This is a genomic window from Candidatus Ulvibacter alkanivorans (assembly GCF_003333325.1).
GTDB classification, from domain to species: Bacteria; Bacteroidota; Bacteroidia; order Flavobacteriales; family Flavobacteriaceae; genus Ulvibacter_A; species Ulvibacter_A alkanivorans.
On the sequence record NZ_QOLC01000059.1, the window covers coordinates 23,297 to 29,780 of the forward strand.

8 protein-coding genes and 1 tRNA gene are annotated in these 6,484 nt (G+C 37.7%); 8 read left to right on the top strand and 1 reads right to left on the bottom strand.

Annotation, left to right across the window (positions count from 1 at the left end):
* Position 1: 1 nt before the first annotated feature.
* From DWA30_RS04655 to DWA30_RS04690, 8 genes are all read left to right on the top strand, one after another.
* Positions 2 to 1,543: an acyl-CoA carboxylase subunit beta gene (locus DWA30_RS04655; RefSeq protein WP_114491376.1), complete on the top strand. Its 1,542-nt coding sequence runs from the start codon at positions 2 to 4 to the stop codon at positions 1,541 to 1,543.
* 136 nt (positions 1,544 to 1,679) lie between these two features.
* Positions 1,680 to 2,756, top strand: coding sequence for an NAD-dependent epimerase/dehydratase family protein (locus tag DWA30_RS04660; RefSeq protein WP_114491377.1), 1,077 nt, complete (start codon positions 1,680 to 1,682; stop codon positions 2,754 to 2,756).
* Positions 2,757 to 2,758: 2 nt separating this feature from the next.
* Positions 2,759 to 3,322 (top strand): vitamin K epoxide reductase family protein, encoded by a 564-nt coding sequence (locus tag DWA30_RS04665; RefSeq protein ID WP_114491378.1) that lies wholly within the window; start codon positions 2,759 to 2,761, stop codon positions 3,320 to 3,322.
* Between the two features lies 1 nt (position 3,323).
* Positions 3,324 to 3,686 carry an SPW repeat domain-containing protein gene (locus DWA30_RS04670; RefSeq protein WP_114491379.1) on the top strand — a complete coding sequence of 121 codons (363 nt, stop codon included), beginning with the start codon at positions 3,324 to 3,326 and terminating at the stop codon, positions 3,684 to 3,686.
* 157 nt (positions 3,687 to 3,843) lie between these two features.
* Positions 3,844 to 4,080 (top strand): GIY-YIG nuclease family protein, encoded by a 237-nt coding sequence (locus DWA30_RS13580; RefSeq protein WP_114491380.1) that lies wholly within the window; start codon positions 3,844 to 3,846, stop codon positions 4,078 to 4,080.
* A gap of 6 nt (positions 4,081 to 4,086) precedes the next feature.
* Positions 4,087 to 4,161: transfer RNA gene (locus DWA30_RS04680), tRNA-Pro, on the top strand.
* A gap of 190 nt (positions 4,162 to 4,351) precedes the next feature.
* Positions 4,352 to 5,566 (top strand): site-specific integrase, encoded by a 1,215-nt coding sequence (locus tag DWA30_RS04685; protein WP_114491381.1) that lies wholly within the window; start codon positions 4,352 to 4,354, stop codon positions 5,564 to 5,566.
* Positions 5,553 to 6,242 carry a hypothetical protein gene (locus tag DWA30_RS04690; RefSeq protein WP_114491382.1) on the top strand — a complete coding sequence of 230 codons (690 nt, stop codon included), beginning with the start codon at positions 5,553 to 5,555 and terminating at the stop codon, positions 6,240 to 6,242. The genes DWA30_RS04685 and DWA30_RS04690 overlap by 14 nt, the downstream gene beginning before the upstream one ends.
* Before the next feature lie 3 nt (positions 6,243 to 6,245).
* On the opposite strand, the gene DWA30_RS04695 is transcribed toward DWA30_RS04690, so the two are convergent.
* Positions 6,246 to 6,484 (bottom strand): HNH endonuclease (locus DWA30_RS04695; protein WP_210725384.1); only part of this gene is annotated, 239 nt, incomplete at its 5' end.

Genomic DNA, 6,484 nt, shown 5'->3' on the forward strand with positions numbered 1-6,484 from the left:
CATGAGCGACAATACAAAGAAATTGCAAGAAAAACTTGCGGAAGCGAAAAAGGGGGGAGGAGACGCCCGAATAAAGAAACAGCACGACAAAAAGAAGTTAACAGCTAGAGAGCGTGTGGCGTATTTGCTGGATGAAGGTTCCTTCGAAGAAATGGGAATTTTAGTGACCCATCGTACGACCGACTTTGGCATGGACAAACAAAAATATTATGGTGATGGCGTGGTAACCGGTTATGGAACTATAGACGGAAGATTGGTGTATGTTTTTGCGCAAGATTTTACGGTGTTTGGTGGAGCGCTTTCAGAAACTCACGCCGAAAAGATTTGCAAGGTAATGGACCATGCCCTTAGAGTGGGTGCGCCCATTATAGGATTGAACGACTCCGGTGGTGCCCGAATTCAAGAAGGAGTTCGCTCGTTAGGCGGCTATGCCGATATATTTTACAGAAATGTTCAAGCGTCGGGAGTGATACCACAGCTATCGGCGATAATGGGACCCTGTGCCGGAGGTGCCGTGTATTCACCTGCCATGACCGATTTCACCTTGATGGTGCAAGACAGTAGTTATATGTTCGTGACCGGCCCCAACGTGGTAAAGACGGTGACGAACGAGAATGTAACTTCCGAAGAACTTGGAGGAGCGCGCACCCATGCTACAAAGAGTGGGGTGACCCATTTTACAGCGGCCAACGATATCGTTTGCTTGGAACAAATTAAGTCATTATTAAGTTACCTCCCACAAAACAACAAAACCACAACCGCGAAATTAGCTTATGAATTAGGTAATGAAGAGCGAGATCAGTTGGAAAACATCGTTCCTGATTCATCGAACAAACCCTATGACATGCACGAGGTGATCACAGGGATCATCGATGAAGATTCGTTTATGGAAGTGCATAAAGACTATGCCGATAATATAATTGTTGGTTTTGCACGACTTGGAGGACGTAGCATTGGTATCGTCGCTAACCAACCAATGAGCTTGGCGGGAGTATTAGATGTAGACAGTTCTATAAAAGGCGCACGATTTACACGTTTTTGTGATGCGTTTAATATTCCGTTACTCGTATTGGTAGATGTGCCGGGATTTCTTCCGGGAACCGATCAAGAGTGGAACGGAATTATTCTCAATGGTGCAAAATTGTTATACGCCTTAAGTGAAGCTACGGTACCGCGTGTCACGGTAATTACTAGAAAAGCGTATGGTGGCGCTTATGATGTGATGAATAGTAAGCATATTGGTGCAGACATGAATTTTGCATGGCCAACAGCAGAAATTGCAGTAATGGGAGCCAAGGGAGCGAGTGAAATCATTTTCAGAAAAGAGATCGCTGCTGCAGAAGACCCCGAGTTGAAGCTAAGTGAAAAAGAGGCTGAATATGCCGAAAAGTTTGCCAATCCGTTTAAAGCAGCACAACGAGGTTTTATCGATGAGGTGATCCTTCCGAAGGAAACCCGTAGAAAATTGTTGAAAGCTTTTGCCATGCTGGAGACCAAGACGGTTTTACGCCCGGATCGCAAGCACGGGAATATCCCTTTATAAAGCGTTTTATTAGTTCTTCGGAAAAATTTACCGTACCGGATTATTTGTTAAAAGAACTTTAATAGCAAATCGATTTCGGCATTCTTTTCTTACCTTTTGTTTGATAACATATTGAAAAAAGAAAGAATTTTAAGAAATGGATGAAATAATACCGCATTCTGAATCAGGCGCCAGAAAGGAACAGAAAGAAGTAGTGGTGGTTACCGGAAGTAGTGGACTAATTGGTACTTCGCTTATTAAACGACTCGCAAAGAAGTATCGGGTCGTTGGCTTAGACAGAGTGGGGCCTCCGTATCCACCCTTACAAGCAGAATGTGTGAATTTTGATATTACCGACGAAAAGGGAATCGATGCTGCTATGGAGCGCATTCGTTACGGTTACGGTAGTAGTATCGCTTCAGTAATTCACTTGGCTGCCTATTATAACTTCAACACAAAAGAAAGCGAGGGTTACCAGGAAATTAATGTAAAAGGAACTGAAAAGTTTTTGAGTCAATTACAAGACTTTGAGGTTGGACAATTTATTTACGCCAGTTCAAACTTGATCTATAAACCGACAGAACCCGGAATTAAAATTCATGAAGATTGTCCCGTCGAGGCCAATTGGGGCTATCCCGAATCCAAGATACAAACCGAAGCATTAATTCGTGATTTCGATCCCGATTTTAATACCGTTTTTTTACGCATTGCTGGGGTATATACAGACCATGGTCATTCCATTCCCATTAGTCAGCAAATAAAACGCATCTATGAAAAACAATTTGTTAGTCATTATTACTCGGGCGATATGGAGCACGGTGATGTTTTTGTGCATCTTGAAGATCTGTTAGCAGCTTTCGAAAAAACGGTTGAACAGCGAGATTCTTTAGATGATGGTGTGGCCATTAACATAGGCGAGCCTGAAACTCCAACCTATAAGGAGTTACAAGATCAGATAGGATTATTGTTGCATGGAAAAGAATGGAAAACGCATGAAATGCCGCCCGAGATTGCGAAGGCAGGAGCTTGGCTTCGAGATATGGTCGATGATCCTTTTATCAAACCATGGATGATCGATAGAGCCAGCGATCATTACGAATTAGACATTAGTCGAGCCAATAAATTACTCGATTGGTATCCTGAACATCGCTTGTTACAAACCTTACCAAAAATCGTTGAGAGTCTTAAAAGTGACCCGGATGCTTGGTATGAAAAAAACAATCTTAAAAAGTAACTATGACCAACAAGGCTTCTGAAATACCAAAAGGTTGGGATTATAATCCGTCGACATGGTCGGAACGAATACCTATAGTTATTCTAGCGATGATTGGTTTTATAATTGCGGGGTATTTAAGTTTATATCAGTTTGAAATGTTAGATACGGTTTGGGAGCCTTTCTTCGGAAACGATAGCGTAACGATCTTAAATTCGAAGATATCGAATGTATTGCCAATTCCCGATGCTGCTTTGGGCGCATTTGGTTATTTGGTAGATGCAGTAACCGGTATAATTGGCGGTACCTATCGATGGAAGAAGATGCCGTGGATCGTAATCGTTTTTGGATTGGCAGTAGGGCCCTTAGGATTTGTAAGTGTGATGCTTGTTGTTTTTCAGCCCGTCCTTTTTTCGGCTTGGTGTACGCTATGTTTGGCATCGGCAATTATTTCAATTTCTATGATCGGGCCTGCCATGGATGAAATGTTGGCTAGTCTTCAGTTTATGAAGAAAGCAAAGCAATCGCAAGCATCGACATGGAAAGTATTTTGGGGAGTTCAGTCTGAAATTGAAAAAGTAAAGTAATATGTGGGCACGGATTTTAAATAGCATTTTGGGACTGTGGTTAATGATCGCGCCGGGGATTTTAGATTTTGGTCCTGCCGCATCAGACAACGGGCATATTATTGGTCCGGTAGTGATAACTTTCGCTATTATTGCGATGTGGGAAGCCACTCGTGTATTGCGAAAATGGAATTATCCATTGGCAATATGGTTGCTGCTAGCACCTTGGGTTTTACAATATGATAGTACGATCGCCATAATGAGTGATGTACTTACGGGTGTTTGTATTTTAATATTTGCTTCTGTTAAGGGAAATGTTGAAAAAACGTATGGCGGCGGTTGGTCCTCGCTCTGGAAAAACAATTCTGAAGACCTTCTAAATTAAAACGAATCTAACTAATATTCCTGTTTAATTTCTGTTCGATTGATGCTTTTCATTTTCTCGAAGAACAGTATATTTGCAATCCCTAAGAGAAGTTTTTCGGGATGTGGCGCAGTCCGGTTAGCGTATTCCGCTTGCAGCGGAATGGTCGCAATGTGATATGGAATATGTAGTGTATATTTTGTTTAGCGAAAAGCTGGGTAGATATTACACCGGTAGTACAAGTGATGTTAAAAAGCGTATTAAGGTCCATAACCAAGGGGGTAAGAAATACACTACTAAGGGTATCCCTTGGATATTGATAAAGACCTATAACTGTGCAAGCCGCAGTGAAGCAGTACGGTTGGAAAGAAATCCAAAGAAAAGAGGTATTAAAAGATACCTTGACGAAGATTGATATTTTCGGGATGTGGCGCAGTCCGGTTAGCGTACACGGCTGGGGGCCGTGTGGTCGCAGGTTCAAATCCTGTCATCCCGACTTTTTAAAGAAAAACCATCTATACAAATAGGTGGTTTTTTTAGTTTATATCCTCCCCTTCACAGTATTTCCCTATTGTTACTGAGGTTCTAAATAGGCACATAAATCTACCCTAAATAGAGATAAAAAGGCATACAATTAGGTACACCATATTTATTTGCAGGTACACCATATTATAAAACTTACTAAAATGAAAATCAGCATATTATATTTACTACAAAAGAACCGTACTAACCAACAGGGAAATTGCCCTATAAGATGTAGAATTACTTATTTTTCAAAAAGGAAAATATTCTCCACTGGGCTATTTATTAATCCTGATTTTTGGAATAGTAAGAAGCAAAAGGCTTTTCCTCCCAATCAAGAAAATGATTATATCAATTCACAATTAAGCCTTATTAGTCAGAAGATTAAAAAGGCTTTTTTATTGCTTCAAGTTCAAGAAAAGGACTTTGATGTTAATGATGTTTATCAAGTCTATAAAGGAAAGAACACCAAGAAAAATAAGTCATTCTTAGAGGTGATGGAATTGCACAATAGTAGAATTGAAAAATTAGTTGGTATTGAGTATGCTCCAAAATATTATCAGAAATGGAAAGGAATGCATACACTTTTAAGTGGTTTTATTAAAAAGACCTACAATAGAAGTGATTTCCTACTAGGCAAATTAACCTTGAAGTTTTTGGATGATATAGACTTCTATATGAAGTCTGAAAAGAACCATAAGCAGATTACTATAAACAAATGTATTCAAAGAGTAAGACAAGTAGTTAGATATGCCATTTCAGAAGGTTATCTAGAGAAAGATCCTTTCATTCTTTACAAACCAAAAAGATATAAAAAGGAAGTGGTCTACTTGACTAAAGAAGAATTGGAACTAGTTGAGAAACATAAGTTTGCACAAATGAGATTAGAGCAAGTGAGGGATATGTTTATTTTCTGTTGTTACACTGGCTTAGCCTATGCAGAGATGTCAAATTTAAAGTCTAAGCATATAGTTACTGGATTTGATGGTAAAGAGTGGATAAAAATGCATAGGAAAAAGACAGGCAAAGACTTTTCTGTACCTCTGTTAGAAAAGCCAATACAGATTATTGAAAAATATGGAGACACTAAGACAGAAAAGATATTACCTAAAATTTCAAACCAAAAGTTCAATTCTTATATCAAGGAGATATGTGAAATTGTTGGCATTGAGAAGAATATTTCACATCATATTGCCAGAAAGACTTTTGCAACTACTGTATTGCTATATAATGATGTTCCTATGGAAATTGTGAGTGAATTATTAGGTCATTCCAAAATTCAAACTACACAACAACATTATGGAAAGATTGTACAGAAGAAAGTTAGTGAAGAAATGAGTAAATTGACATCTAAACTCAATAATTATGACAATAAATAAAAAAACCCCATTCGATATGTCTCAAGTCAGATTATATGAATGGGGTAATTTGTATTGGTATGAAGATGAAATATTCATTGGTTTAAATGCTATTAGTAAGTTAATTACGAACCAAGAAAAAACTTTAAATGAAAGTTTACAGTCATTGCAAAAATTAAAAGAAAAGAAATTGCCTGAGATACCTGATGAATACCGTGCAAGCTATGAGCAACAATTTTTTGAAGATTCAGATAAAACAAACTATCAATTAAGAATTATGCAGAGGTATTCTAGTTGTTTAATGATAATGACTTTTTTTGAAAACACTTTAAAATTTTTAGCAAAAGAAATTGGGAATGAGATAAATAATCCTTTTTCAGCACCTAAACACAACGCAATACCTGAGACAATAAAGTTTTTAATTCAAGCCTTCAAAATTAATGAATCAGTCAAGTCAAAGGAATACAATGTCATAATTCAGCAAAGAGTTGTAAGAGATTCTATTGCACATAATAATGGGTTTATTCTAAAAAATAGAATTAATCAATTTAAGCCTATGGAAGGTATAAATTTGAATGGTGAAGAAATAATAATAAGACCCGAATATCTTAATACACTAATCAAAATTAGTCAAAAGTTCTATAAAGATTTGATTCTACTTATAGATGATAGGTTTATTGAGTTGGCTAAAAAGTAACTTTCAAATAACATAAACCTCTTTATTGTGCCAAATTAAACTCTCAGGAGATGGGTAATGTTTTATATTCTTAGGTAATATAATTTGTTGTCCATCAAACTGAGTAATAGAATAAACCGAATTATTATCCTTTACAGATGGTGAAACTCTTACTGTATAATCATCTTTAATTGTAATTAACCCCCTGTCAAATGCCCTATGTAAATTAGGAGACAAACTAATACCATTTGGAACTGTATCAT

Bases quoted from the DNA above. Each gene is read 5' to 3' on its own strand.
- DWA30_RS04655 (WP_114491376.1), top strand. From the start codon at position 2: ATGAGCGACAATACAAAGAAATTGCAAGAAAAACTTGCGGAAGCGAAA.
- DWA30_RS04660 (WP_114491377.1), top strand. From the start codon at position 1,680: ATGGATGAAATAATACCGCATTCTGAATCAGGCGCCAGAAAGGAACAG.
- DWA30_RS04665 (WP_114491378.1), top strand. From the start codon at position 2,759: ATGACCAACAAGGCTTCTGAAATACCAAAAGGTTGGGATTATAATCCG.
- DWA30_RS04670 (WP_114491379.1), top strand. From the start codon at position 3,324: ATGTGGGCACGGATTTTAAATAGCATTTTGGGACTGTGGTTAATGATC.
- DWA30_RS13580 (WP_114491380.1), top strand. From the start codon at position 3,844: ATGGAATATGTAGTGTATATTTTGTTTAGCGAAAAGCTGGGTAGATAT.
- DWA30_RS04685 (WP_114491381.1), top strand. From the start codon at position 4,352: ATGAAAATCAGCATATTATATTTACTACAAAAGAACCGTACTAACCAA.
- DWA30_RS04690 (WP_114491382.1), top strand. From the start codon at position 5,553: ATGACAATAAATAAAAAAACCCCATTCGATATGTCTCAAGTCAGATTA.